Origin of the sequence: Leucobacter iarius (assembly GCF_039530105.1) — a bacterium.
Taxonomy (GTDB): Bacteria; Actinomycetota; Actinomycetes; order Actinomycetales; family Microbacteriaceae; genus Leucobacter; species Leucobacter iarius.
Genome location: NZ_BAAAOB010000004.1, coordinates 170213 through 194620, shown reverse-complemented (window position 1 = coordinate 194620; position 24408 = coordinate 170213). Strand labels below are relative to the sequence as shown.

Annotated in this window: 30 protein-coding genes; 25 read left to right on the top strand and 5 right to left on the bottom strand. The window is 70.0% G+C overall.

Translation table 11 applies throughout. The annotated features are described in order from the left end of the window. The first annotated feature begins 87 nt into the window (after positions 1-87). The 5 genes from ABD169_RS13995 (at position 88) to ABD169_RS13975 (ending at position 3467) form a co-directional block, all read left to right on the top strand. Complete coding sequence (locus tag ABD169_RS13995; protein ID WP_046456826.1) at positions 88-543, top strand: ArsR/SmtB family transcription factor; 456 nt, start codon at positions 88-90, stop codon at positions 541-543. Positions 544-649: 106 nt separating this feature from the next. Next, the gene (locus ABD169_RS13990) at positions 650-748 is read left to right on the top strand and encodes a 30S ribosomal protein bS22 (RefSeq protein WP_005504750.1); all 99 of its coding nucleotides are present in this window, start codon (positions 650-652) and stop codon (positions 746-748) included. 162 nt (positions 749-910) lie between these two features. After that, positions 911-1207 (top strand): glutaredoxin family protein, encoded by a 297-nt coding sequence (locus ABD169_RS13985; RefSeq protein ID WP_046456827.1) that lies wholly within the window; start codon positions 911-913, stop codon positions 1205-1207. A 57-nt stretch (positions 1208-1264) separates the two neighbouring features. Beyond that, positions 1265-1567: a Dabb family protein gene (locus ABD169_RS13980; RefSeq protein WP_046456828.1), complete on the top strand. Its 303-nt coding sequence runs from the start codon at positions 1265-1267 to the stop codon at positions 1565-1567. Positions 1568-1697: 130 nt separating this feature from the next. After that, positions 1698-3467, top strand: a complete 1770-nt coding sequence (locus tag ABD169_RS13975; RefSeq protein ID WP_344033191.1) for a cell wall-binding repeat-containing protein — start codon at positions 1698-1700, stop codon at positions 3465-3467. 14 nt (positions 3468-3481) lie between these two features. Here the strand turns inward: ABD169_RS13975 and ABD169_RS13970 are convergent, their stop codons facing one another. Continuing rightward, positions 3482-4306 (bottom strand): helix-turn-helix domain-containing protein, encoded by an 825-nt coding sequence (locus tag ABD169_RS13970; protein ID WP_344033189.1) that lies wholly within the window; start codon positions 4304-4306, stop codon positions 3482-3484. A gap of 121 nt (positions 4307-4427) precedes the next feature. On the opposite strand from ABD169_RS13970, the gene ABD169_RS13965 reads away from it, so the two are divergent. Continuing rightward, complete coding sequence (locus tag ABD169_RS13965) at positions 4428-4937, top strand: VOC family protein (protein WP_344033186.1); 510 nt, start codon at positions 4428-4430, stop codon at positions 4935-4937. A 15-nt stretch (positions 4938-4952) separates the two neighbouring features. Here ABD169_RS13965 and ABD169_RS13960 read toward each other — a convergent pair whose 3' ends face one another. Further along, positions 4953-5522 (bottom strand): helix-turn-helix domain-containing protein, encoded by a 570-nt coding sequence (locus ABD169_RS13960; protein ID WP_344033184.1) that lies wholly within the window; start codon positions 5520-5522, stop codon positions 4953-4955. Between the two features lie 81 nt (positions 5523-5603). Here ABD169_RS13960 and ABD169_RS13955 point away from each other — a divergent pair, with 81 nt between their 5' ends. Together ABD169_RS13955 and ABD169_RS13950 are read left to right on the top strand one after the other, a co-directional pair. After that, entirely contained in the window at positions 5604-6611 is a 1008-nt protein-coding gene (locus tag ABD169_RS13955; protein WP_344033182.1) for an NAD(P)/FAD-dependent oxidoreductase, read from the top strand. Beyond that, on the top strand, positions 6608-7321 hold the full coding sequence (locus ABD169_RS13950; protein WP_344033180.1) for a class I SAM-dependent methyltransferase: 714 nt from the start codon (positions 6608-6610) through the stop codon (positions 7319-7321). Before ABD169_RS13955 ends, ABD169_RS13950 begins: the two co-directional genes overlap by 4 nt. On the opposite strand, the gene ABD169_RS13945 is transcribed toward ABD169_RS13950, so the two are convergent. From ABD169_RS13945 to aspS, 3 genes are all read right to left on the bottom strand, one after another. Beyond that, a complete protein-coding gene (locus ABD169_RS13945) occupies positions 7318-7728 on the bottom strand; it encodes a type II toxin-antitoxin system VapC family toxin (protein ID WP_344033178.1) in 411 nt (136 codons plus the stop codon). The two genes, ABD169_RS13950 and ABD169_RS13945, sit on opposite strands and share 4 nt — an antisense overlap. Beyond that, a complete protein-coding gene (vapB, locus tag ABD169_RS13940; RefSeq protein ID WP_344033176.1) occupies positions 7728-7964 on the bottom strand; it encodes a type II toxin-antitoxin system VapB family antitoxin in 237 nt (78 codons plus the stop codon). Before vapB ends, ABD169_RS13945 begins: the two co-directional genes overlap by 1 nt. 128 nt (positions 7965-8092) lie before the next feature. Further along, a complete protein-coding gene (gene aspS, locus ABD169_RS13935; RefSeq protein WP_231580921.1) occupies positions 8093-9436 on the bottom strand; it encodes an aspartate--tRNA(Asn) ligase in 1344 nt (447 codons plus the stop codon). Positions 9437-9715: 279 nt separating this feature from the next. Between aspS and ABD169_RS13930 the strand changes: the two genes are divergently transcribed. From ABD169_RS13930 to ABD169_RS13850, 17 genes are all read left to right on the top strand, one after another. After that, positions 9716-10702 (top strand): ABC transporter substrate-binding protein, encoded by a 987-nt coding sequence (locus ABD169_RS13930; protein WP_344033174.1) that lies wholly within the window; start codon positions 9716-9718, stop codon positions 10700-10702. 12 nt (positions 10703-10714) lie between these two features. Then, complete coding sequence (locus ABD169_RS13925) at positions 10715-11497, top strand: ABC transporter permease (RefSeq protein WP_344033172.1); 783 nt, start codon at positions 10715-10717, stop codon at positions 11495-11497. After that, positions 11458-12267, top strand: coding sequence for an ABC transporter permease (locus ABD169_RS13920; protein WP_344033170.1), 810 nt, complete (start codon positions 11458-11460; stop codon positions 12265-12267). Before ABD169_RS13925 ends, ABD169_RS13920 begins: the two co-directional genes overlap by 40 nt. Before the next feature lie 35 nt (positions 12268-12302). Continuing rightward, the gene (locus ABD169_RS13915) at positions 12303-13160 is read left to right on the top strand and encodes an ABC transporter ATP-binding protein (RefSeq protein ID WP_344033168.1); all 858 of its coding nucleotides are present in this window, start codon (positions 12303-12305) and stop codon (positions 13158-13160) included. Continuing rightward, entirely contained in the window at positions 13157-13651 is a 495-nt protein-coding gene (locus ABD169_RS13910) for a MarR family winged helix-turn-helix transcriptional regulator (RefSeq protein WP_344033166.1), read from the top strand. The genes ABD169_RS13915 and ABD169_RS13910 overlap by 4 nt, the downstream gene beginning before the upstream one ends. A gap of 2 nt (positions 13652-13653) precedes the next feature. Then, positions 13654-14781, top strand: coding sequence for an aryl-sulfate sulfotransferase (locus ABD169_RS13905; RefSeq protein ID WP_344033164.1), 1128 nt, complete (start codon positions 13654-13656; stop codon positions 14779-14781). Beyond that, entirely contained in the window at positions 14778-15659 is an 882-nt protein-coding gene (locus ABD169_RS13900) for an MBL fold metallo-hydrolase (RefSeq protein WP_046456841.1), read from the top strand. Before ABD169_RS13905 ends, ABD169_RS13900 begins: the two co-directional genes overlap by 4 nt. Position 15660: 1 nt before the next feature. Then, on the top strand, positions 15661-16521 hold the full coding sequence (locus tag ABD169_RS13895) for an alpha/beta fold hydrolase (protein WP_344033160.1): 861 nt from the start codon (positions 15661-15663) through the stop codon (positions 16519-16521). A gap of 8 nt (positions 16522-16529) precedes the next feature. Further along, positions 16530-17339: an IclR family transcriptional regulator gene (locus tag ABD169_RS13890; RefSeq protein WP_344033157.1), complete on the top strand. Its 810-nt coding sequence runs from the start codon at positions 16530-16532 to the stop codon at positions 17337-17339. Positions 17340-17465: 126 nt separating this feature from the next. After that, positions 17466-18593, top strand: coding sequence for a cupin domain-containing protein (locus ABD169_RS13885; protein ID WP_344033155.1), 1128 nt, complete (start codon positions 17466-17468; stop codon positions 18591-18593). Then, positions 18590-19447 carry a fumarylacetoacetate hydrolase family protein gene (locus tag ABD169_RS13880; RefSeq protein ID WP_344033153.1) on the top strand — a complete coding sequence of 286 codons (858 nt, stop codon included), beginning with the start codon at positions 18590-18592 and terminating at the stop codon, positions 19445-19447. The genes ABD169_RS13885 and ABD169_RS13880 overlap by 4 nt, the downstream gene beginning before the upstream one ends. Then, on the top strand, positions 19431-20201 hold the full coding sequence (locus ABD169_RS13875; protein ID WP_344033151.1) for a maleylpyruvate isomerase family mycothiol-dependent enzyme: 771 nt from the start codon (positions 19431-19433) through the stop codon (positions 20199-20201). The genes ABD169_RS13880 and ABD169_RS13875 overlap by 17 nt, the downstream gene beginning before the upstream one ends. 124 nt (positions 20202-20325) lie before the next feature. Further along, positions 20326-21192 carry a transporter substrate-binding domain-containing protein gene (locus ABD169_RS13870; RefSeq protein ID WP_344033149.1) on the top strand — a complete coding sequence of 289 codons (867 nt, stop codon included), beginning with the start codon at positions 20326-20328 and terminating at the stop codon, positions 21190-21192. Between the two features lie 9 nt (positions 21193-21201). Next, positions 21202-22002 carry an amino acid ABC transporter permease gene (locus ABD169_RS13865; RefSeq protein ID WP_344033147.1) on the top strand — a complete coding sequence of 267 codons (801 nt, stop codon included), beginning with the start codon at positions 21202-21204 and terminating at the stop codon, positions 22000-22002. Next, positions 21999-22760 carry an amino acid ABC transporter ATP-binding protein gene (locus ABD169_RS13860; protein WP_344033144.1) on the top strand — a complete coding sequence of 254 codons (762 nt, stop codon included), beginning with the start codon at positions 21999-22001 and terminating at the stop codon, positions 22758-22760. Before ABD169_RS13865 ends, ABD169_RS13860 begins: the two co-directional genes overlap by 4 nt. A gap of 55 nt (positions 22761-22815) precedes the next feature. Continuing rightward, the gene (locus ABD169_RS13855) at positions 22816-23853 is read left to right on the top strand and encodes an LLM class flavin-dependent oxidoreductase (RefSeq protein ID WP_344033142.1); all 1038 of its coding nucleotides are present in this window, start codon (positions 22816-22818) and stop codon (positions 23851-23853) included. Next, positions 23850-24371, top strand: coding sequence for a GNAT family N-acetyltransferase (locus tag ABD169_RS13850; protein ID WP_344033140.1), 522 nt, complete (start codon positions 23850-23852; stop codon positions 24369-24371). Before ABD169_RS13855 ends, ABD169_RS13850 begins: the two co-directional genes overlap by 4 nt. Positions 24372-24408: the final 37 nt, after the last annotated feature.

The following is a 24408-nucleotide window of genomic DNA, read 5'->3' as shown; positions in this document are numbered from 1 at the left end:
TTCTTCCGACTCGCCCGACGATTCGGTGCAACGGCCCCGAGGTTCGCGGTTGTCATGCTACACACCCGGCGGGCTACCCTGGTGGCTATGCCTGACATTTTCGGAGTCATCGCCGACGCGACCCGGCGCGACATCCTGCAGATCCTGCTCGAGCGGCATCTGGAGGGTACGGAGATCAGCGTCTCCGAGATCGTCGCCCGGCTCGAGATCAGCCAGCCCACGGTCTCCAAGCACCTGAAGGTGCTGCGGGACTCTGAGCTGGTCACCGTGCGCGAGGAGGGGCAGCACCGCTTCTACTCGCTGGATCCCGAGCCGCTCGAGATGATCGAGGACTTCGTGATCCCCTTCCTCTCGGCCGGGTTCGAGACCGAGGTGTCGGTCGAATACCTGACGGAATCGGGGGAGCCGGTGCCCGGCCCGGACTCGGACGAGGAGGTACTGCCCGAGGGCGTGGCGGCCGCGGCAGAGGGGATCGGTCGTGTCGCGGCCAAGGCCGAGCACCAGGTGAAGGAGCTCGTGGCACGCTTCCGGCTCCGCGGCTGAGCGCATACCTGCGGCCCTCGGTTGGCTTCATGCGGCGCGCCGATGTTAGGATGTGTGTTTTGTGGGCCATCGACCCGATGCGACCCTGAGACGTTGTGAGGTACCGATGGGTTCAGTTATCAAGAAGCGCCGCAAGCGCATGTCGAAGAAGAAGCACCGCAAGCTGCTTCGTAAGACTCGTCACCAGCGTCGCAACAAGAAGTAGTCGACTCGCGCCACGAGGCGCATGATCGACGAAAGGCGTCGGGCTCTGCCCGGCGCCTTTCTTGCGTCTCGGCCGCTTCGCCCGGTCATCCTGCGCGTTGACCGGGCGGTCCCACCCGGTCATCCTGCGCGAGGGACGAGTCGCAGGATCTACACTGGCTGAGTGCCGAATCCCGTCTCGATCCGACTGCTGAGCAAGCCCGGGTGCCACCTGTGCGATGACGCGCGAGCGGTGGTCGAGACCGTGCGATCCGAGACCGCGGAGCGGGGGATCGCCTCCGAGCTCGAGGAGCTCGACATCCTGCAGGATCCCGAGCTGGCCCGACGACACTCGGAGGACATCCCGGTCGTGCTCGTGAACGGCCGGCGGGTGGCGATCTGGCGCGTCGATCCGGCGAAGCTGACCGCCGCGATCGAACGCGCGGCGAACGGCCCGAGACTCGCGCTGTTCCGGCGCTGAGCTCCGAGCGACCGTCCCGAAATCCGAACCATCGATCCCGAACCGAGGAGAACTCGAATGACCCTGCGCCATGTGGTGAGCTGGAAGCTGAACGGCGAGACCCGCGAGGAGCGCGATGAGCAGGCCGCTCGCGCGATCGCCGCGATCGAGCCGCTGCGCGAGAGCGTTCCGACGGTCCGCGCGCTCGACGTGCGTCGCAACGAGCTCTTCGACGGCGACAACTTCGATGTCACCCTCATCGCCGATTTCGATGACGCCGAGGGGCTGGCCGTGTACGCCGGTCACTCCGAGCACCTCCCCGTGGTCGCGCTGATGAAGCAGATCACCGCGGCCCGGGCCGCGAGCGACTTCACCGTCTGAGCGACCGGGGCGAGCGCGGGGCGCCGCTGTTGGTTGAACCGTCCACTAAGGTGAGTCGTGTACGCGACTGGCGCGTGCGTCGATCCTGGAGGCAAGGGTGCCCGTACGACCGATCCGCAGACTCACCGGCTTGGCACTGAGTCTCGCGCTGGTGCTGACGGGCGCGGCGACCACTGCGCCTGCGTTCGCCGAAGACGCTCCCGCCGCCTCGGCTGCCGAATCGGGAACCTCGAAAGCGTCTCGCGCGGACGCTCCGGCGGAGCAGACTCCGACGAAGGCGCTCGAAGACGCTCGCGAGCGCAAGCTCAAGAAGCGGCCAGTCGCGAGCATCGCGGGCGGAACGGCGCTCCACGGCACCATCGACGTGCCCGCGGGGTTGCTCGATCCGGATACGGACATGGCTGCGGTATTCCTCGCCTCGACCGACGGGACCGAGTACTTCGTCGGGTCCCCGATCGAGGCGAACGGCGGCTACGAATTCCAGGGCATCGAGCCCGGCGACTACGTGCTCATCGCGTCGGGGCTCTGCGACTGCGAGCAGGGCTGGTTCAGCCAGCTGCTGCTCACGAAGAACGGTTCGGCGACCGTTCCGGTCGCCGACGGAGTCGACACCGCATGGGACACTGCGATGGCCATGCCCGACGCGCAGATCGAGGGGAATGCGACCGGTCTGCTCGATTCCTTCGACGCCGATGCCATCACCATCCCCTACGCGAAGGCGGAAGGCCGCTGGATCCAGCTCGACGCAGGATTCGTGGCAGAAGGCCCGTTGTCGTCCCGTCCCTACGCGCTCCCGATGCTGCGCGGCGGCGAATACACCGTCGGGCTCGGAGAAGGTGCAGCCGGTACCGGCATCGATCGCATGGTCTGGCTCGGAGGGGCATCGGAGCTGCAGTCAGCCAAGCCCGTCGCGCTCGCGGCGGCGCAGAAACGCACCGGCGTCGGTCTCGGGTTCCCGGGCAGGCCGGTCGTGACCGCCGCGAACCTCGCGGTCAAGCGGTTCTCCGGGGCGGATCGCTTCGATACCTCGGCGGCGATCTCGCGGGCGGCCTACCCGTTCGGTGCGTCGACTGTGTACGTCGCGAACGGGAACGCGTTCCCCGATGCGCTCGCCGGTGCGGCGGCGGCCGGTGCGGAGGGTGCGCCGGTGCTGCTCGTGCGGTCGGGCTCGATCCCCGCATCGGTGCGCACGGAGCTCTCCCGGTTGCGGCCCGACAACATCATCGTGCTCGGCGGAGCCGGGGCGGTCAGCGTCTCCGTGCAGGTCGAGCTCGAGCAGTACGCCGACTACGCCGTGCGACGCATGGCGGGTGCGGACCGCTACCAGACTGCGGCGACCATCTCGCGGAAGACCAGCGGGACTGAGGTGCCCGCGGCCTATGTGGCGAGCGGCATGAACTTCCCCGACGCGCTCGCCGGAGCAGCCGCGGCCGGCGCGGCGGGCGCTCCCGTGCTGCTCGTGCCGCAGGGGACGATCCCGGCGGCGGTGAAGACCGAGCTCGCTCGGCTGCGACCGGAGCAGATCATCGTGCTGGGCGGAACCGGTGCGGTGAGCCGCACGGTCGAGTCCCAGCTGCGGCGGTACGCGAGCGGTGAGGTGGCGCGGATCGATGGCGCCGACCGCTTCGAGACCTCGGTCGCGATCTCGGAGTCGACGGTGGAACCGGGCGTCCCGATCGCGTATGTCGCGGACGGCATGAACTTCCCGGACGCGCTCGCCGGGGCCGCGGTAGCCGCGGCGCAGGGCGGCCCGATCCTGCTCGTACGACAGGGATCGATCCCGTCGACGATCGGCTCGGAGCTGTCGCGGCTCCAACCGCAGCGCATCGCGGTGCTCGGCGGAACGGGCGCGGTCGGATCCGGCGTGCAGGCGCAGCTGAAGCAGTACCTCGTCCCCTGAGCCGGGGCCGCCGCTCAGCTCCGTCCGGTGTCCGAGGCCGCGCGTCGGTAGACGCTCGGGGTGCGGCCCAGCACCGCGACGAAGTCACCCGTGAAATGGGCGTGGTCGGCGTAGCCGAGCTCGATCGCGAGGTCGGCGATCCGGAGCTCCGGGTGGTCCCGCAGCCGCTGCGCCGCTTCCTGCAGACGGCGGCGGCGGATCAGCGCGAGGGGCGGAACGCCCAGGAAACGATCCGCGAGGCGCTGCAGACTCCGCACCGAGAGGTGCATCCGTTCGGCGAGCTGCTCGACGCGCGTGATCGAGGGATCCTCGACGAGCGCCGCGAGGTGATTCGCGAGGGCGCCGTCCGACCCGGGCGCGGGGGCGGGGACGCGGTCGGTGATCCACTCGATCAGGAGCGCCGCGGCTGCGGCACGACGCGCGGCGCCGTCCGTCGTCGGCGCGGTCATCGCGCGGACGACCCGATCGCGGAGCTCCTCCGCTCCCGGCGCGGTGAGGGGGATCGCACGGTCGCGGAGCTCCGCGGGACGCCCGAGCAGCGTCGGCTGCGCGGCGGGCCTGAGCAGCGCGCCCACCGCCCAGCCCCGGCCGCGCAGCACGCGCTCCGAGCGGCGGGTCGGCGGGCCGACGAGTATCGAGCCCTCGGATTCGATCACCAGGTTGCCCGCGGGGAACGGCAGCACCTCCTGCCGGGACTCCTCGCCGGGGGTGAGATCCCACTCGGGGATCCAGATCCAACGCATCGCGTAGGCCGCTGCGGGCGGCGCGGGCACGCGGTGGAACTCGGGGAGCCTCGACGGGAACAGGGTCCCGCGCTCTGCGTCGTCGCGTCCGGTCATGCTGCTCCGAGGGGTGTCCGGCCGAGGGCCGCGGCGCCGTTCGGCGAGCCGGTTCCCAGTGTCGCGGGATCTGGCGCGAATGTTCAAGTACGGCGCGCGGCGGCGGATCTACGCTGGCGCCATGACTGAAGAACTCACCCGGGCTGCGACCGGATCCCACACGACGAACGGCATTCCCCACGGCGTGACCTCGCTCACGCCCTTCCTCGCGATCCCGCGCGCCGGCGAGGCGCTCGCCTTCTACCGGGACGTGTTCGGCGCGCGCGTCGTCGACACGACCGAGTTCGGCGGAGTCCTCGCGCATGCCGATCTCGACTTCGGTAACGGCCGCCTGCAACTCGGCGTGCCGATGCCGGACTACCACCTGGTCGCCCCGCCGGAGGGTGAGGACGACGTCTGCTATTCGATCGCGCTCTACGTGCCCGACGTGGACGCGGTGGTGGAGCGGGCGGTGGCGGCCGGTGCGGTGGTGCGCGAGCCGGCTGCGCACTTCGTCACGGGAGATCGGTTCGCGAGCATCCGCGATCCGTTCGGCGTGCGGTGGTCGATCATGACCCGTGTCGAGGACCTCTCCGAGGAGGAGAGCGTGCAGCGGGTACGCGATTGGGCGAGCTCGTTCGAGGCCGAGTAGCGAGAACGCGGCTCCCTACTCGGGTTCGGCCGCCGCGGCGGGCGCGTGCAGGTGCAGGCGCTCGCCGCTCGTGTTGAGCAGGCTGATGGTCTCGGCCGGCCGGTCGCCCTCGGCGCGCATCGCGTGCGGGGTCCGCGTGTCGAACTCGGCGGCCTCGCCGCGTTCGAGCACGAGCTCCTGATCGCCGAGCAGCAGCCGGAGCCTGCCGGACAGCACGTACATCCACTCGTGGCCGTCGTGCGTGCGGGGCGTCATCCGGGGAGCGTCGGGGTGGTAGGTGATCTTGAACGCGCGAACCTCGGACTCCTCGCGGGTGAGCGGAGCGATCGTCATGCCGTCCCGCTGCACCGATGGTCGACGGACCCGGGGGTCGCGATCCCGCGGGTCGAGCAGGTCGTCGATGCGGATCCCCAACTGCCGAGTGAGGGGGAGCAGGAGTTCGAGGCTGGCCTGGCGCTTGCCCGATTCGAGCCGTGAGAGCGTGCTGGGCGACATCTGCGCCCGCCCGGCGAGCTCCTCGAGGGTCCATCCGCGGGCCTGGCGCGCGGCCCGCAGGCGGGGGCCGAGCCGGTCGAGTTCGGGCATGGAGTCTCCTCGTCGGGGAACGTTCTTGCTGCTTTCGCAAACATGATTGCAGAACCTGGATGCCCCGGCAACCCTGGAAGCATGACAGCAGAGTGGATCGAAACCATCATCGTCGGCGGAGGGGCCGCGGGCCTCAGCGCCGCGCAGTCCCTCGGCCGGGCCCGTCGCGGCGTGCTCGTGCTCGATACCGGGAGGCCCCGCAACCGCTTCGCGGACCGCATGCACAACGTGCTCGGACACGACGGGATCGCCCCCGGGGAACTGCTCGAGATCGGCCGGCGCGAGGCGGCCGGGTACGGCGTGCGGATCGAGGCGGTCGGCGTGCGCGCCGTGCGGGAGCCTCGCCCGGACGAGGCCGCCGACGGCGCGGGCGGACCCGACCGTCCGGGCGCGGGCGAGACCCGACTGGTCGTCGAGCTCGAGGACGGCCGGAGCATCGGTACGCGCGCCGTGATCCTCGCCTCGGGCGTCACGGACGTGCTGCCCGAGATTCCCGGCCTCGCAGGGCAGTGGGGGCGCGGTGCCGCGCACTGCCCCTACTGCCACGGCTGGGAGGTGCGCGGCGAGCGGATCGCCGTGCTCGGGACCTCGCCCATGAGCCTGCACCAGGTGCAGCTGCTGCGGCAGTGGACCGACGAACTGACGGTGTTCACCGCCGGGATCGGGGAGCTGGCGGACGCGACCCGAGCCGAGCTGCTGGCGCGGAACATCCGCCTGGTCGACCGGCCCGTGGCCGAGGTCGTCGGCGATGAGGACGGGGTGCTGCGGTCCGTGCGCACGGACGACGGGCGGATGCACCTCATCGACGCACTGTTCACCTTCGGTGCGATCCGCCCGAACGACGACGCGATCGCCGCGCTCGGTCTGGCACGCACGGAGGCGCCGTTCGGCAGCTTCCTCGCCGTCGACCCGCTCGGACGGACCAGCCACCCGCGCATCTGGGCCGTCGGCAACGTGGTCAATCCCTCGGCGGCGGTGCCGCTCGCGGTCTCGAGCGGCAGCATGGCCGGAGGCGGGGTCAACCTGGCGCTCGCGGAGGCGGACTTCGCCCGCGCGGCGGAGACGGCGGAGACGGCGGTCGTGCGATGACCGCGTCGCACGGTGCCGGGCACGGGCATGGGCACGGCTCGGCGGCGGCCGACGGTGGAGCCGGGGACGGAGAAGCGCCCATCGCGTTCTGGGAGCGCCGCTACTCGGGTGCCGAGCCCATCTGGTCGGGACGGGTCAACGCGACGCTGGCCGCCGCGGTCGGCGATCTCGCGCCGGGGTCCTCGCTCGATCTGGGCTGCGGAGAAGGCGGTGATGTGCGCTGGCTCGCCTCTCGCGGGTGGCGGGCCGTCGGGATCGAGCTCTCGCCGACCGCGGTGTCCCGCGCGGAGGCCGCCACGGTCGAGGCCGGGCTCGGCGGCGACCGGGCGCGATTCGTCGTCGCCGACCTGGGGGAGTGGGCCGGCGACCCGGCCGGGATCGACGGCGGGGAGGATCGCGGCTTCGACCTCGTGACGGCGAGCTTCTTCCAGTCGCCCGTGGAGCTCCCCCGTCAGCGGATCCTGCGAGCGGCAGCGGGTCGCGTGGCTCCCGGAGGGCGCCTGGTGCTCGTTTCCCACGCAGCGGCACCTTCGTGGGCCCCGGGTCACGGCGGCGACTTCCCGTCGCCCGAGTCCGAGCTCGCGATGCTGGATCCGGCTCCGGACGGCTGGGAGACCGTGACCGCCGAGGTGCGCACCCGGGCCATCACCGGGCCGGATGGAGCACCCGCGACGCTCGACGACACCGTGGTGGTGCTGCGCCGCCGCTAGGACTCGGTGCGCATCCAGTCCGCGGCGCGCAAGCCGGGAACCCGCGCGAACTCCCGCTGGTTGCCGGTGACGACCGTGAGGCCGCGGGCTCGAGCGATCGCGGCGATCTGCAGATCGTACGCACCGATCGGGGTTCCGGCTCGGGCGAGCTCGGCCCTGATCTCGGCCGCGTGCGATGCCGCTTCCGTGTCGAAATCGATCAGGGAGACCAGGGAGAGGAACTCGTCGACGGCGTGACGGTTGCGTACCGGATCGCTCGACCGCTCGGCGCCGAACCAGAGTTCGAACGCCGAGACCGAGGAGAACGCGATCTCGTCCGCGTGCTGTTCGCACCGGGCGACGAGATCCGGGGTTCGCCGACGGAGCAGCTCGATCGCGATGTCGGTATCGAGCAGAAAGCGCAGCATCAGGCCTGCCAGCTGCGTTCCTGCGGAGCCGGCTGGTCGCGGTTCGCGCAGAAGTCGGCGGTGACCTCGGTGCCGTTCTCGGCCCAGTAGCTCCAGTCGGACCCGGCCGGGGTGAGGACCCGGGCGTTGCCGATCACGCGCACGTCGACCACCTGGACCTCCTCGGGAAACGCTGCGGCCTTGGGGAGCCGGACGGCCTGGGTCCGGTTGTTGCGGAAGACCGTGGTGCGGGTCATCGTTCCTCCTTGCTGTTGGGATATACATCGAGTATATCCCAACAGCAAGGAGGAACGGGAAGCGAGTCGAGGCCCGTCCCGCTGATGCGGGACGGGCCTCGACTCGTGCTTCGATCGCGCGCTGCGGGCTAGGGCAGCAGGCGGTTCGGGCCGCGGAACAGGTAGGTGACCTCGCGGATCGACGACTGCTGCAGCATGAGCATCAGCACGCGGTTCAGACCCATGCCGAACCCGCCGTGCGGCGGCACGCCGTAGCGGAAGAAGTCGAGGTAGAACCCGAGCTCGGCGGGATCCATGCCCTTCTCGACGGCCTGCGCCTCGAGCACCTCGATGCGGTGCTCGCGCTGCGCGCCCGTCGAGATCTCGGTGCCGCGGTAGACGAGGTCGTAGCTGTTGGTCAGCTGCGGGTTCTCGCTGTTGCGCATGTGGTAGAACGGGCGGATCGACACGTCGTAGTCGGTGAGGAATACGAAGTCATGGCCGTACTTCTGCTTGACGTGCGCGGCGATGCGGCGCTCGCCCTCGGGGTCCATGTCGGCGTCGGCGCGCGGCACCTCGTAGCCCTCCGCCTTCACGATCTCCTTCGCCTCGGCGAGGGGGATGCGCGGGAACGGGCGGGACGGGACCTCGAGCTCGATGCCGAAGAGCTTCTGGATCTCCTCGCCGTGCTTCTCCTTGACCGCGGAGAGACCCGCGACAATGAGCTCCTCGTGGAGCTCCATGACGTCCTCGTGGGAGTCGATCCAGCTGAGCTCGGTGTCGATCGAGGTGAACTCGGTCGCGTGACGCGACGTGAAGGAATGATCCGCGCGGAACGCCGGGCCGACCTCGAAGATGCCGCCGAAGCCGGCGGCCTGGGCCATCTGCTTGAAGAACTGCGGGCTCTGCGCCAGGAACGCCTTGCCCTCGAAGTACTCGACCTCGAACAGCTCGGCGCGGGACTCGGACGCCGAGGCCATGAGTTTCGGGGTCTGGATCTCGATGAAGCCGCGGTCGACCCAGACGTTGCGCAGCGCGTGCAGGAACGTGGTCTGGATGCGGAACACGAGGTTCTGCTCGGGGCGGCGCAGGTCGAGGAAGCGCCAGTCGAGGCGCACGTCGATGCCGCTGTCGGCCGCGATCGGGTTGTCGGGCAGCGCCGCGGTGACGACCTCGATGGTCTCGATCTGGATCTCGACGCCGCCGAGCTTGACGCGCTCGTTGTGCTGCAGCTCGCCCTCGACGGTGACGAAGGTGCCCTGCGTCAGCTCGGAGATGGTGGTCGTGCGCGGGACCAGGATGTCGGAGCGCGGGTTCTCGGGGTCGGGCTCGCGCAGCACGCCGCCGTTCACCAGCTGCACCGCGCCGCTCTCGTCGCGGAGCACGACGAACTGCACGTACCGCTGGTCGCGCACCTTCTCGACCCAACCGGAAACACGTACGGGGCCGTCCTCGCGGGCGGCGAGATCCTTGATCAATACACGCTCAGTCACCCGGCCAGTCTAGTCGCGGCGGAGGGTGGCGATGCGCGGGGGAGGGCCTCGGGGGACCTGCTGCCGGGCGATGCGTCTCCGCGGCGTGGATGGTGGGCTCGAAGCGACATGAAGGTACGTGTACGAACCTCCTGATTCTTTGCGCAGAATTCCCTTTGACAGAGCGCATTTCGGCACGTATGGTGAGGGAAGTTCGCAGATGGTACGTATACGTACTAGTTCGAAATCGCGGTACGCGAGATCGAAAGCGGCACACCCCTGAACTCAAAGGAGAGGTTCATGTTGAACGTACGTGGAGCGGCGCTCGTCGCCATCGCGGCGGCGGTCGCGCTGCTCGCCTCCGGCTGCTCGAGCGCCGGAGAACCGGCCGGCGGCGGGAGCACCGCGGTCGATCAGGTCAAGGTCGCCTCGATCGACGTCGAAGGCACCATTCCGCTGCTCATCGGCGAGGAGCAGGGAATCTTCAAGAAGCACGGGATCCAGGTGACCTCGACCATGTCGCCGGCCTTCGATGGCACCCTCGCCTCGGTGATGAACGGCCAGGCCGATGTCGGGTTCGCGGCGTCCCCGCCGATGATCCGGGCGATGGTGAAGGGAGCGCCCATCACCGCGGTCGCGCAGACCGCGATCATCAGCGGCGAGGAGCAGCAGGCCGCCGTCGTGGCGAAGGACCCGTCGCTCAAGTCCCCGAAGGATCTCGTCGGCAAGCGCGTCGCGGTCGCCTCCCTCAACGATCTGGCATCCATCGGCATTCGCGTCGCGGTCGCGAAGGACGGCGGCAACCCGGACGGCGTGCAGTTCGTCGAGTTGCCCGGGCCGCAGCGGCTCCCCGCGCTCACCGACGGCAAGGTCGACGCGGCGATCTTCATCGGGGCTCCGGCCGTGTCCGCACTGAAGATCGACGGCGTCCACCTCGTCTTCCAGTACACCGAGGCGCTGCCGGCCGGCAGCCCGCTCGACATGTACTTCTCGAAGGCCGACTTCGCGACGGGCAACGCCGATCTGCTGAAGCGGTTCCGCGCGGCGATGACGGAGGCCTGCGAGTACGCGAACGCGAACCCCGATCTGGTGCGCGAGCACATCCGCAAGCTCCTCACCGATGTTCCCGAGCAGGCGGGAGTCGTGGATCAGCTGGAACTCACGAAGTACCGGACCGACATCAACCCGAAGGCGCTCATGGAGCTCCAGGACGCGCTGGTCCAGTACGGAGGGCTCGAGAAGACCGTGTCCGCGGATCGCTTCTTCTCGTTCGAGAACGGCAAGTAGGAACGGAACCCCATGGACAAGCGAGTGCGTGCGCTCTGGCTCGGTGCGGTCGGCATCGTCGGCGCGATGCTGCTGTGGGAGGCGATCGCCCGCCTCGGGCTCGTCTCCGAAGCATCGCTGCCGCCGTTCACCACGGTGTTCGGCAGGCTGCTCGGTGAACTCGGCAAGGCAGCGACCTGGGGCGCGACCCTGACGACCCTGCTGCAGGCCGCTGCGAGCGTGGTGATCTGCACGGTCGTGGCCGTACCGCTCGGGATACTCATCGGACGGGTCCCCGCCGCCGACCGGTATACCCGATCGACGATCGACTTCCTCCGTGCCGTCCCGGGCGTCGCGCTCGTGCCGCTGTTCCTGCTCTTCATCGGGGCGACGAACGAGATGGTGGTGCTGCTCGCCTCGTTCGTCGCCTTCTGGCCGCTGCTGATCCAGGTGACGGAGGGCGCACGCTCCGTCGAGGAGCAGACACTCGACATGGCGAGGAGCTTCCGGCTCGGGGCGAGAGTCCGGTTCTTCCGGGTCGTGCTCCCCGCGACCATGCCCTCCGTCATCACCGGGCTCCGGCTCGCGGTGACCGTCGCGCTGCTGGTCTCGATCGGCGCCGGGCTGCTCTCCGGCGCTCCCGGGGTCGGCCAGCTGATCTCCGTGGCCAACGTGAACGGCGACGGGCTCGGAGTCTTCGCCTTCGCCGTGTGGTCGGGGGTCCTCGGTATCGCGGTGCTCTCGGCGCTGCGCCGGCTCGACAGCAGGATCCTCGCGTGGCACTACGCGCGTACTCGGATGGAACGGACGGCTTGACCATGAAACGGATCCTCGGATCGCCCGCGATCGCCTTCCTGGCGCTCCCGGTGCTGCTGCTCGTCGCGGTGACCGCTTACGCCGCGCTCGCGAACAACATCTTCATCTCGACCCCCGCGGACGTCTGGGCCCGATTCCAGGAGTGGTGGCCCACCGGTCTCCAGCGTGATCTCCTCCCGAGCCTGATCAACGTGGCGGTCGGCTTCGCGGCGGCGGTCGTGGTCGGCACGGCCGCCGGACTGGTACTCGGCCTGTTCCCCACGGCACGGGCGCTCTGGAGCCCGCTCATCGACTTCATCCGCGCGATCCCCGACGCGGCGATCGTGCCGGTGCTGCTGCTCATCTTCGGTCTCGGCCCGGGAACCAGAATGCTCGTCGTGTTCCTGAGCTCGGTCTGGCCGATCCTGATCGGAGCGATGGATGGGGCCCAAGCCATCGACCCGAGGCAGCGGGAGATGGGGCGCGCCTTCCGCGTGCCGCGTACTCGCGGCTTCTTCGCCGTGATCCTGCCCGCGACGAGTCCGCAGATCCTCGCGGGGATCAAGATCGGCCTGTCGGTCTCCTTCATCGTCGTCATCATCAGTGAGATGTTCGGATCGACCGAGGGCATCGGGCACTTCGTGATCGCGTCGCAGCGCCAATTCGACATCGCGGGCGTCTGGGTCGGCACTCTGGTGATCGCGATCATCGGCTACCTCCTGAACACCGTATTCGGCCTCGTGCAGCGGCGGATCCTGCACTGGCACCCGTCATCCCGGAGCCTCGCATGAGCCCCGAACTCGCACATCCCCTCGAGGAGAGAGAAATGAACACTTCAGCGGAATCCGCAGGAGCGGCGGTGCTCGAAGCCGTCCACCTGAGCAAGGCGTACGGCTCGGGGGATCGGCGGCGTACGATCCTGTCCGACGTGAACTTCGCGCTGCACGACCAGGAGTTCGTCTGCGTCGTCGGTCACTCGGGAACCGGGAAGACGACGCTGCTGCGCTGCCTCACCGGACTGCTCGCGCCGACCGACGGAGAGGTCCGCTTCCGCGGTGACCGGGTCGCTGCGCCGCCCGAGGGGCTCGCGATCGTCTTCCAGGACTATTCGCGGTCCTTGCTCCCCTGGATGAGCGTCGCGCACAACGTCGCCCTTCCTCTCGAAGGGAAGGGCCTGCCGAAGTCGGATCGCGCAGTGCGCGTCGAACGTGCGCTCGAAGCGGTCGGGCTGTCGGCCCACGCGAAGAAGCTGCCGCACGAGCTCTCCGGCGGGATGCAGCAGCGCGTCGCGATCGCCCGGGCGCTCGCCTACCAGCCCTCGGTGCTCGTCATGGACGAGCCCTTCGCGAGCGTCGACGCGCAGACGCGCGCCGAGCTCGAGGATCTGACCCTGCAGCTGCGCGAGGAGTACCGGACCTCGGTGCTGCTCGTGACCCACGACGTCGACGAGGCCGTCTATCTGAGCGACCGCGTCGTGGTTCTCGGCGGCTCGCCGGCAGGTGTGGTGCGCGTCGAGGAGACGGGACTCGGTCGAGAACGGGATCAGATCGAGACGAAGACCCTGCCTCGCTTCGGCGAGGTGCGCGCGGAGATCCTCCGGGAGATCCGCTCGCAGTCGGCGCAGACTTCGCCGACAGAATTGTTGCAGGTGGCCTTGGGCGGAACGAAAGCAGGACAGCGATGAACGAGACGAACACGACCGACGGGACGACGGTGCCCCGGGCCGAGCAGACCGTGGGCGGGACCGACCCCACCTGGGCCTTCATGCTGCGGTTGCGCCGCCTGACGCAGCTCTACACGGCATCCTGGGGCCGGGCGGTCTCCGCCGAGGTGACCTCGACCCAGTTCGGTGTGCTGACCTTCCTCGAACGGTTCCCCGGAGAGAGTCAGAAGGACATCGGCGCGCACCTCTCGATGGACAAGTCGAACATGACCGACGTCGCGAACCGTCTCACGCGGCGCGGCTACGTGCGCGTGCTGAAGGACCCGCGGGATCAGCGGCGCAACGTGCTGGTGCTCACCCCCGAAGGGCGGAGCCTGCTCGCGGAACTACGTCCGCGCGTCGACGCACTGCGAGCGGACACGTTCGCGGAATTCTCCGGCGGGGAACTGCTCGAGTTCCTCGGCGGCATGGATCGGCTGATCGCCCGCCTCGAGACCTTGAGCGGGGAGTGACGATGGCATTCACCGCGGTTCCGGAACGGAGGCGGCTGGGCGGCGTCACCCTGCTCGACCCCGAGCGCGTGGACAAGGGGCTGACTCTCATCGCCTCGAGCTGGGGCGGGACCCGAGTCCGGCTCGTCGACGAGGCCGGTGCGGAAGTGCACGGGTGGGATCTGCCGTGGCCTCCCGGGCTCGGACAGACGATCACGAGCCGGGGCACCCTGCTCGCGAACGGCAAGGTCCGCGACGACCATCCATTCCTCTCGGGGCTCCCGTTCCAAGCCGGTGCGATCGCCGAGTTCGACTGGGATGGGCGCAAGCTCTGGGAGGTCCGGCACTCCGGCCATCATCATGACGGGATCCTGCTCGCCAACGGGAACGTGCTGCTGCTCGGCATCGGAGCGGTTCCCGAGGAGATCGCCGCGCGGGTGCGCGGGGGAATCGGGGAGCCGGGAGCGACGATGTGGGCCGACACCCTGGTCGAACTCACCCGGGAGGGCGATCAGATCTGGGAGTGGCGCAGCTGGGAGCACCTCGACCCCGAGGTCGACGTGATCGGTCCGGGACCCATGGACCGCGAAGAATGGTTGCACGGCAACGGGATCGCCGAGCTGGAGACGGGGGAGATCCTGCTCAGCGCGCGGCAGACCTCGACCGTGCTGCGCATCTCGCGGGAGACGGGGGAGATCACCCGTCGCTACGGCTCAGGAACCCTCGCGGGGCAGCACTCGCCGTGGATCACCGACGACGGAACAGTGCTGGTCTTCGACAACGGCTTCAACCGCCTCGACGGCGCCCCGCCATACTCCCGCCTGATCGAGTTCGATCTCGAGACCGGGGAGGAGGTGTGGCGGTACACCGACCCCGTGCCGTGGGAGCTGTTCAGCGCGCTGCAGTCGTCGGTGCAGCGTCTGCCGAACGGCAACACCCTCGCCTGCGAGGGCCTGGCCGGACGGGTGCTCGAGGTGACCCGCGATGGCGACACCGTCTGGGAGTACGTCAACCCGCACATGGAGTTCCGGGCCTTCCAGGACTCCGGGGTGCGGTCGAACCGCATGTTCCGTGCGCGCAAGTTCCCGCGGGACCTGTTCCGTACGGCCGGGGTGACCCTGCCCGAGTCCGAACGAGGAGGAACGCGATGAGACTCGTCATGCTCGGTACGGCGGGCGGGCCCCGGCCCGTCCCGAAGCGTGCCGCACCGGCTCAGGCCATCGTCCACCGCGGTGAGGTGCACGTGATCGATTGCGGCAACGGCGTCGCCAGGCAGATGGCGATGGCCGGGATCGCGCGCAGCGATCTCGCGGCCACCTACATCACGCACCACCACGCAGACCACATGCTCGACCTCGGTGCGCTGCCGCTCATCGCCTGGACCGACGGGCGTGAAGAGGTGATCGACCTTTACGGGCCCCCCGGCACCACGGCGATGACGCACGATTTCCTCAGCATGGCCGCCCCCGAGATCGCCGCGAGGACCGCGACCACCGGCAGGCGAGCGTTTCCCGAGATGCTGCGCAACACCGACATCCACGATGCGCGTGTGGTCCGGGAGCGCAACGGCCTGCGGGTCTCGACCGCGCTCGTCGACCACCCGCCGTTCGAGGTGGCGCTCGGGTACCGCTTCGACAGCGATCAGGGGTCGGTGGTGTTCTCAGGGGACACGTCCTACAGTCCGGCGCTCATCGAGCTCGCCCGGGGAGCCGACGTGCTCGTGCACGAGGCGATCTTCCCGGAGGCTCTCGCCGCCCAGACAGAGGGAGCGAACGCGGGGACCCTCATGGATCACCTGCTCGGCTGCCACACCACGGCCGCCGATGCGGGACGCGTCGCGGCGGAGGCCGGGGTGGGCACGCTGGTGCTCTCCCACCTCGTACCGGGTGGGGACGTGGTGTCCGAGGAGATGTGGCGCGATGCCGCCGCATCGACGTTCGATGGACGGATCGTGGTCGCCCGCGATCTGCAGGAGATCCCGGTCGGCAGCGGAGCCGACCGGATGATGACGACAGCGAAGGAGCGTTGACATGGACGGATACGGGAAGCGGATCGGGACGGCGAAGGTGCCCGGCGCGGAACTGCACTACGAGCTGCGGGGGTCGGGCCGGCCGCTGCTGCTGATCCCGGGGGCCAGCGGTGACGCCGGCATGTACGAGCGCGCCGCCGCGGCGCTCTCGGGCGAATATACCGTGATCACTTACGACCGCCGAGGCAACTCCCGCAGCGCGGTCGCGGGCGGGCTGGGGCCGACCGACATCGATCAGCAGGCGGACGATGCGGCCGCGCTCATCGAGACGGTGGGCCTCGGTCCGGCCCTCGTGTTCGGCAACAGCAGCGGGGCCACGATCGCGATGGACCTGTGCCTGCGCCACCCGGACGTGCTCCGAGCGGTCATCGCGCACGAGCCGCCGAAGATCGGCACGCTGCCGGATCGCGACGCGTTCCTGCGCGGTCTGCAGGATCGGATGGAGGCGGCGGTGGCCCGAGGCGGCTACCCGGAGGCCGTTCAGGACTTCCACGGGTGGCTCGTCGGCGACGACAGCGATGTGCCCGAACCGGAGGGACTGCGCGAGCGCGTGCGCGGCAACGGCGAGCAGTGGGTACGTCATGAGCTCGGCGTGCTCGACCGCTACGACGCGCCCGACGAGCTGATCGATGCGCGGCGGACGCCGCTGCTGATCGGGATCGGCACTGTCGGCGGCACGGAGCAGCACACCGAGCTCCTCGGGATCTACCGCGAGAGCCTGCGGCGCATCGCCGACCGCTACCGTGCCGACTTCGCCGAGTTCAGCGGTGCCCACGTGCCGTACGAGACGATCCCCGAGGTGTTCGCCGCCGAGGTCACCGCGGCCTTCCGCGCGCTGGAGAGCGCGGAGACCCCGGTCTAGAGGCGCCCATGCGCGACGTGCCGCTGCGCCGGGAGGCGCCGTCCTACCCGATCGCCTCCGTCGACCACGCGCTCACGCTCATCCAGCTGCTGCGCGACACCGGTCCCCTGCGCGTCGCGGATGCGGCATCCGAGCTCGGCGTCGCGCACTCGACCGCACACCGTCTGCTCGGCATGCTCGTGTTCCGGGACTTCGCGTTCCAGGACGAGGAGCGCCGCTACCACCCGGGCCCGGCGGTGGGGCAGCGGCCCATCGGACAACCGTGGACCCGCGAGCTCTGCCGCCTGGCTCGGCCGCACCTCGAACGCCTGACCGACCGGGTCGGGGAGACGAGCAACCTGATGATCAGGGTGGGCGCGCGGGTCCGGTTCCTACTCACGGTCCAATCCCTCGACGGCGGCGCCGTCGGCGACCGGCGGGGCATCGTGCTGCCGGCGATCTACACGGCGGGGGGCCGCGCGATGCTCGCGAGCCTCTCTCCCGCGTCGGTCGAGACGCTGCTCGGCGGCGAGCGGGCCGGCCGATCCGGCGATGCGCTGCCCGAATCAGAACGCGCCAGGCTCCGCCGGGAGCTGGCCGCCGTGCGCAGCAGCGGGTACGCCCGCAACCTCGACGATTCGGAACTCGGGCTCAGCGCCCTCGCCATGCCCGTCCGCGACGGCGAGACGCGCGTCGTCGCGGCGGTCGCGGTCGCGGTGCGCTCCTCGCGCGTCGCGCGTATGCGCTCCGGACGCGTCGTCGAGGAGCTGCGGAGCTGCCGCGACGCCGTCGAGGACGCGCTCGCCGCCGAGGGGTTCCACGGGAGCGGCGGGCACTGATCTCCCCCTGGGATTCTGCTCTGCGGAATCCCGACCCGTCCGGCCGAGGGCGCGCCTACGTTCGGAGTCGTCGAGACCGACGCCGCCGCGGGACACCGCTCGGCGGGCACGAGGAAGGAGTCGCCGATGAGCGCCGACGAGTTCGAGGAACTCTCGCACGATGAGGTGCGGAACACCATGCTGCCGCCCACGCCGGAGGAGGAGGCCGGCCTTGCCGATCTCTACGGGCGCATGGAGCGCGAGCACATGATCCCGCTGTGGACGCAGATCGGCGACCTCATGCCGAACCAGCCGTCGCCGCAAGCGGTGCCGCACGTCTGGCGCTGGACCAGCATCCTGCCGGTGGCCGAGCAGGCGGGCGAGCTGGTACCGGTGGGACGGGGCGGGGAACGTCGAGCGATCGCCCTGGCGAATCCGGGCCTCGGCGGGCGACCCTACATCACCCCGACGCTGTGGGCGGCGATCCAGTACCTCGGCGGTCGCGAGATCGCCCCGGAGCACCGGCACTCGCAGAACGCCTTCCGCTTCGTCGTCGAGGGTGAGGGCGTGTGGACGGTCGTCAACGGCGATCCGGTCGCGATGCGCCGCGGCGATCTGCTGCTGACGCCCGGATGGAACTTCCACGGCCACCACAACGAGACCGACCGGCCGATGGCCTGGATCGACGGGCTCGACATCCCCTTCGTGCATTACACCGACACCGGGTTCTTCGAGTTCGGCATCGACCGCGTGACCGACGAGGCGACTCCCGACATCTCGCGCTCGGAGCGTCTGTGGGGTCATCCCGGCCTGCGGCCGCTGTCTGCGCTGCAGCCCACCGTGAACTCCCCGATCGGCGCATACCGCTGGGAGCACACGGATCGGGCGCTCGCGCAGCAGCTCCTGCTCGAGGACGAGGGAGTGCCCGCGACCATCGAGCCCGGCCACGCCGCGGTGCGCTACGTCAACCCCACGACCGGGGGCGACATCATGCCCACCATCCGGGCGCAGTTCCACCGGTTCCGCGCCGGCACGCAGACCCGCACGGTGCGCGAGGTCGGCTCGACCGTCTACCAGGTGTTCGCCGGGCGCGGCGAGTTCGTGCTCGACGGCGAGCGCATCGTCGTCGAGACCGGGGATCTCGTCGTCGTGCCCTCGTGGACGGCGTGCCGGATCGGCGCGGAGACCGACTTCGACCTGTTCGCGTTCGGGGATCAGCCGATCATCGAGCGCCTGCACTTCGACCGCCGCTTCATCGAGGAGGAGAACGTATGAGACTGGCAACGATCCGCACCGCATCGGGGAGCACCGCGGCGAGGCGAGGCGAGACCGGGTGGATCCCGATCGCCGGATTCTCCGATGTCGGCGAGCTGCTCGCCGATCCGGACTGGCGTGCGCGGGCCGCGGGCGCAACGGCGGAGCGGGGATCCGAGGTGCCCTTCGATGCGGCCGAGCTCGAGACCGTGGTGCCGCGTCCGGCAAAGATCCTCTGCTGCGGGTTGAACTACGCGAGCCACATCCGGGAGATGGGGCGCGAGCTGCCGTCGCATCCGACGCTCTTCGCGAAGTTCGCGCAGACGCTCACCGGACCGTTCGCCGACATCGAGATCCCGGCCGAGGACTCCGCGATCGACTGGGAGGCGGAGCTCGCGATCGTCGTCGGCCGAGCCGGACGGCGGATCCCGCTGGAGGAGGCCGGAGCATACATCGCCGGCTACACGATCGCCAACGACGTATCGATGCGCACTTGGCAGTTCCGCACGATCGAGTGGTTGCAGGGCAAGATCTGGGATGCGAGCACACCGCTCGGCCCCGAGCTGGTGACGGCCGACGAGATGCCGGCCGATGCGCGCATCCAGACGCTCGTGGACGGCGAGGTGATGCAGGATGCGACGCTCGGGGATCTCGTGCACGGTCCCGAGTTCCTGATCTCGTACATCTCGACGATCACCGAGCTCCTGCCGGGCGACGTGATCCTCACGGGGACGACCGGCGGAGTCGGTCGGGCTCGGGATCCCGAGCGATATCTCCGCCCGGGCGAGGTGCTCGAGACCCGCATCGAGGGCATCGGGGCGCTCGTCAACCGCGTCGTCGGGAGCGAGGGGAGCGATCGTGGTCGCTCGTCATGATCTCGCGACGGATCCGCGGGTGCGCTCCGAACTGCTCGAAGCGCGGCGCGCGACGGCGTTCTTCGCGCGAAAGCTCGCGGAGCTGAGCGACGCGGAGCTCGACGCGTCGACGCGGCTCCCGGGCTGGACCCGTCGGCACGTCGTGGCGCACGTCGGCTACAACGCGCGGGCGCTGTGCCGGCTTGCGTTCTGGGCGCGCACCGGCGTACCGCACCCGATGTACGCGTCTCCGGGCGCGCGGGATCGGGAGATCGCCCGCGGCGCGACGCTGCAGGCGCACGCGCTCCGCCACCTCTTCGATCACTCGGCCGTGAGTCTGAGCGTCGAGTGGCGCGATACCCCGGATGCGGCCTGGCGTGTGCCGGTGCGCACCGCGACGGGTCGCGAGGTGGCATTCTCGGAGACGGTCTGGATGCGGTTGCGCGAGCTCTGGTTGCACGCGATCGACCTCGACAACGGGGCGCGATGGGACGATGTCCCGGCCCCGATCGTCGAGCGGCTGCTCGTCGACATGGTGGGGACCTGGACGGCGCGGGGAGAAACGCCGGGTTTCGTCCTGTCGGATCCGGTGAGCGGCTTCTCCGCGGCCGCGCCTGCGCCCGGTGGGGCGCCGTCGATCCGGATCGCGGGGCCGCTTCCCGCCCTGCTCGCCTGGGCCTCGGGCCGCGGTCGCGTCTCGGAAACGGCCGGGCTCGACGTGACGGGAATCGACGGTGCTCCGGTTCGGCTTCCGGAGGCGCCGCGCTGGCTGTGACGGCCTGGTGCAAGGCGGATGGGCGCGCAACGCATGCATAATGCGTAAGAATGAGACACATAATTTGGACGCATGTGTCTCTGGTTCCTAACGTGGGCCTGTCACCCACGAAAGGACCCCGCTCATGACGCGCTCCGCCCGCACCGCCGCCCTCGTCGGCGCCCTCCTCGTCGTCGGCCTCGGCGCGACCGCCTGCTCGGGCACGGCCGGCGCGAGCGGCGACGGGGCGAAGGACGGCAAGGTCCAGAAGATCGTGGTCGCGACGGGCGCGAGCCCGAAGCCCTACACGTACCTCGACGACAGCGACAAGCTCACCGGCTACGACATCGAGATCCTCCGCGCGGTCGACAAGAAGGTCGCCGACCTCTCCTTCGACTTCCAGGTCGCCGAGTTCCCCGCCCTGTTCGCGGGGCTCGACTCCGGCCGCTTCAACATCGTCGCCAACAACCTCTCGGCGAACGAGGAGCGCAAGAAGAAGTACGACTTCACCGATCCCTACCTCGAGGCCCAGTTCGGCGTCGTGGTGAAGCAGGACTCGGGCGTCTCGAAGGTCGATTCGCTGCAGGATCTCGCCGGCAAGAAGGTCTACGGGGAGCCTGGTCTCAACTTCACCAAGATCCTCGAGAGCTACAACGAGCAGCACCCCGACAAGAAGATCAACATCGAGTACACCGAGCTCGACCTGCAGAGCCAGTACAACAACCTCGCCGCAGGCCTCGTCGATTTCGAGTTCAACGAGCGGGTCGTGTTCGACGGCTACGGCAAGAAGCCCGAGCTGAAGCTTACGTTCGTCCCCATCGACGGGCAGTACCTCACCAAAGACTTCGGCACCAACCTGCAGTCGGCCTTCGCGGTCTCGCGGCAGACCCCGAACCGCGAGCACGTCGAGAAGGAGATCAACACGGCGCTGCAGGAGCTGGCGAAGGACGGCACGCTGAAGAAGCTCAGCGAGCAGTTCTTCGGCGCCGACTACTCCGTGCCCAAGCAGTAGCGGGTCCGCGTGACCATCATCGACTTCGGGGCGGTCGGCAAGTACGCCGTCGGTCTGCTGCCCTACATCCCGATCACCCTGGCGCTCAGCGTGCTCGCCACGCTGCTCGGCACGGCGATCGGGCTGGTCATGGCGCTCATCAAGATGAGCCGGATCCCGGTGCTGCGCCAGGTGAACGCGGTCTTCGTGTCCTACCTGCGCGGCACCCCGGTGCTCGTGCAGCTGCTGCTCAATGTGAACGCGGTGCCCATCGCGGTGCTGATGATCAACCAGGCGGCGGGCACCAGCTTCGACGCGCTCGCGCTCTCCCCCTTCCTGGTGGCGGCGATCACCTTCGCCTTCGCGGAGGCCGCGTACGCCTCCGAGACGATCCGTGCGGCGCTGCTCTCGGTGGACCGGCGCGAGATCGAGGCCGCGCAGTCGCTCGGCATGACCCCATGGCAGACCCTCACCCGCATCACGATCCCGAACGCCAGCGTGGTCGCGTTCCCGACCCTCGTCAGCCAGTTCATCGGCATGCTGAAGCAGTCGTCGCTCGCCTTCGTGGTCTCGGTGATCGAGGTGACGGCGTACGCCAAGATCCTCGGCGGGCGCGACTACCACTACTTCGAGGCGTACCTCGCGACCGCCATCATCTACTGGGGGCTGACCGTCGTGATCGAGCAGGTGACGCGCGTCGTCGAGCGGCGCATGCAGCGCCCGATCCCGCGCTCGAGGCGCGGGCGGGGCGGGGCCGACCCCGCGGGGATCCGCGGGTCGGGCGGCCGCCCGGCCGCACTCGACCCGAAGACCGCGGAGGTGCCCGCATGATCGCGCTCGACGACGTCCGCAAATCGTTCGGGGATCGCACGATCCTCGACGGAGTGACGCTCCGTTTCGAACCGGGGACCGTGACCGCCGTGGTCGGCCCCTCGGGGGCCGGCAAGTCCACGCTGCTGCGCTGCATCGACTTCCTCGAGCACCCGGACTCCGGGCGCATCACGGTCGGCGATCTCACGGTGGACGCGGCGACGGCGAAGCGGTCCGAGATCCTCGAACTGCGCCGGCGCACGGCGATGGTGTTCCAGCAGTTCCAGCTGTTCTCTCGCAAGACCGCGCTCGAGAACGTCGCCGAGGGCCTGCGGGTGATCCGCGGTCTCGACCGGCGCACGGCCGAGCAGCAGGCGCTCGACCACCTCGATCGCGTCGGCCTCGCGAGCCACGCGGCGCACTACCCCGCGCAGCTCTCGGGCGGTCAGCAGCAGCGGGTGGGCATCGCCCGCGCGCTCGCCATGGAACCGAGCGTGCTGCTGCTCGACGAACCGACCTCGGCGCTCGACCCCGAACTGGTCGGTGAGGTGCTCGCCACCATCCGGGGCATCGCGGCCGACGGGCAGACGATGGTGATCGTCTCGCACGAGATGCACTTCGTGCGGCAGGTCGCCCAGCGCGTGCTGTTCTTCGACGGCGGCGACGTGATCGAGGACGCGCCGCCCGAGACCTTCTTCGGCCCCGCCGTCGGCACCCGCACCCGAGCCTTCCTGCGCGAGTACCACCTCGCGCTCGGCACCCCCGACTACCAGATCTGATCGCGCCGCCGCGCCGATCCCGCCCCGCTTCAGCCAGCTCAGAAGGAGACTCCCCATGACCGCCTCGCGCCCGCTGCGCCACCTCGGCTTCATCCACCTCGTCCCGTTCGACCGCGACGACCCCCGTGCCGGGTTCGACGATGCGATCGAGCTGTTCCGCTACGCGGAGGAGCTGGGGCTCGACAGCGGCTGGACCCGCACCCGTCACCTGCAGCACGGCGTCTCGGCGCCGGCGGTGCTGTTCGGCGCCATCTCGCAGCGCACGGAGCGGATCGGGCTCGGCAACGCCGTGATCCCCGTCGGTTTCGAGAACCCGTTCCGCCTCGCCGAGGACCTCGCGACGGTCGACGTGATCTCGGGCGGACGCGCGCTGCCCGGGCTCAGCGTGCACCCGCCGGCCTACGACGACGCGGCGAACGACCTCGTGCACGACACCGGCTGGCGCGACGAGGACTACGGCTACGGACGCATCGAGCGGCTGCGCAGCCTGCTCGCCGGGGACCGCGTGCGCGAGGTGCCCGAGTACAACGGGATCGGCGGCGACTTCGACTCGGAGCGCGTCGAACCGCACAGCCCGGGCCTCTCGGACCGCCTCTGGTACGGCGGCGGATCGCTGCGTTCGGCCGAGTGGGCCGGATCCGCGGGCCTCAACTGGCTGGTCAGCAACATCAGCTCGGCCGAGAACGGCGTGACCGACTTCGCGCAGGCGCAGCGCAACCAGATCGACGCGTTCCGCGCGGCCCACCCCGCGGGCGATGCCGCGCGGGCGACGGTGGCGCGCGTGATCGTGCCGACCGACGGCGCGACGCCCGAGCAGGAGCGCAAGTACCGGGCGTACGCCGAGGCGCGCAACCCGCGCACCGAGCAGGTGCACGGACGCAACACGATCATCGCGAAGGACGTGCTCGGCTCGCAGGACGAGATCATCGAGTTCATCCGCGGCGACATCGCGTTCCAGGCCGCCGACGACTATCTGTTCGAGCTGCCGTTCGAGTTCGAGCTCGAGGACTGGAAGCAGATCCTGCACCAGCTCGCGACGCGCATCGGCCCCGCGCTCGGGTGGACCCCCGCGAACGCCCGGTCCGGCGCATGACCGTGGGGACCGAGACCCGGATCCGGGCGGCTCTGCCGACCGAGTACGCCGAGATCGACCGCCTCATCGACGCCGCGTACGCGCACGACTACGGCGAGGACGAGCACGACGACGACCCGATGCACCGTTCCGCCGTGCGGGCCGAGGCGTTCGACGTCTGGGTCGCGACCGACGAGCACGGCGAGCTGCTCGGCAGCGTCACCACGCGGCGGGCCGACGGCCCGCCGCTGCACGAGGACGTGGCCGACGACGAGCTCGACCTGCGCCTGCTCGGCGTCGCGGTGCAGGCCCGCAGGCGCGGGATCGCCGCCGCGCTCATGCGGCACGTCTTCGCGGAGGCGCGGACGCAGGGCTTCGGCGCCGTGGTGCTCAAGACGGCACCGAACATGCGCGGCGCCCACCGCCTCTACGACGCGCTCGGCTTCGAGCGCGCACCCGAGCGCGACGGACTCTGGATCGACGGCGTGCGCGTGCTCGACCTCTTCACCTACGCCCAACGCCTCGACGACCTGGGCTGAACCCGGGGTGACCGCGGTCACCGGCAAACGCCCAGAC